We start from the raw sequence: 974 nt of genomic DNA, 5'->3' as shown, positions 1-974 counted from the left end.
GTGGTAAGACTGTTATTCCTATCGTAACTCTTTCAGAAGGAGATCCAAAGATTGATCTACCATCGAAGACAACCTAATATTGTAATCTTCAAACACTAAATTGGTTGTTRCCAGATTTAGGAAAATCACACATTTCAAACCTGCCGCACGTGCTGCCTTCAAACCGTTCAATGAATCCTCAAAAGCAACAGCTTCCTCTGGTTTCACACCCAATGATTCAATGGCTTGCAGGTAAAGTTCTGGATCTGGTTTAACAGTTGAAACATCATCACTCGTCTTGATTACTTCAAAATAATGAAGAATACCAAGCTGAGTTAAAAAATTTTCTACCCAACTTCTTTTTGAACTGGAAGCCAATCCTATTTTAAGGCCCGCTTCTTTAGCTGCAATTAAATAATCTTCTACACCGTCTCTTAAAATTGGCTGACCAATCTTTTCGTGAAATCGTTGGGATGCCAATTCTCTGATCTCAGAAATATTGGACAACTCTTTTATATTGTCCACAATATATTTATCCAATAGGGTATCATCAGTACCAATCACTAACGCAAACTGTTCAATGGTCAAATTCACCTCGAATTGATACAACGCTTCCTTATATGCTTCAAACCATACCGTCTCTGTATCAATAATCAGCCCATCAAAATCGAAAATAACTGCTTTTATCATCATGGACACCTTCTTTTAAGATTTTATTTTCTCGCTAATTGATGTTTATCTAAATTGACTTATAAAATAAAAAGGCTTGCTATGTAAACTTTCCAAGTGGTGCAACGGACCTCATGTTTCGAAGCTAGCCTAGCGATGCAACGCACTTCATGTTTCGAAGCTAGCCTAGCGATGCAACGCACTTCATGTTTCGAAGCTAGCCTAGCGATGCAACGCACTTCATGTTTCGAAGCTAGCCTAGCGATGCAACGCACTTCATGTTTCGAAGCTAGCCTAGCGATGCAACGCACTTCATGTTTCGAAGC

The 974-nt window shown here is 39.0% G+C and carries 1 protein-coding gene; it reads right to left on the bottom strand.

Annotation, left to right across the window (positions count from 1 at the left end; genetic code table 11):
• Positions 1 to 18 precede the first annotated feature (18 nt).
• Positions 19 to 669: an HAD family hydrolase gene (locus AC1DSL_RS18680; RefSeq protein WP_477533393.1), complete on the bottom strand. Its 651-nt coding sequence runs from the start codon at positions 667 to 669 to the stop codon at positions 19 to 21.
• Between the last annotated feature and the right edge of the window lie 305 nt (positions 670 to 974).

The organism is Paenisporosarcina sp. P4_D4, assembly GCF_056401835.1.
The sequence above is the reverse complement of the archived record's forward strand: the minus strand, read 5'-3'. Positions and strand labels throughout refer to the sequence as shown.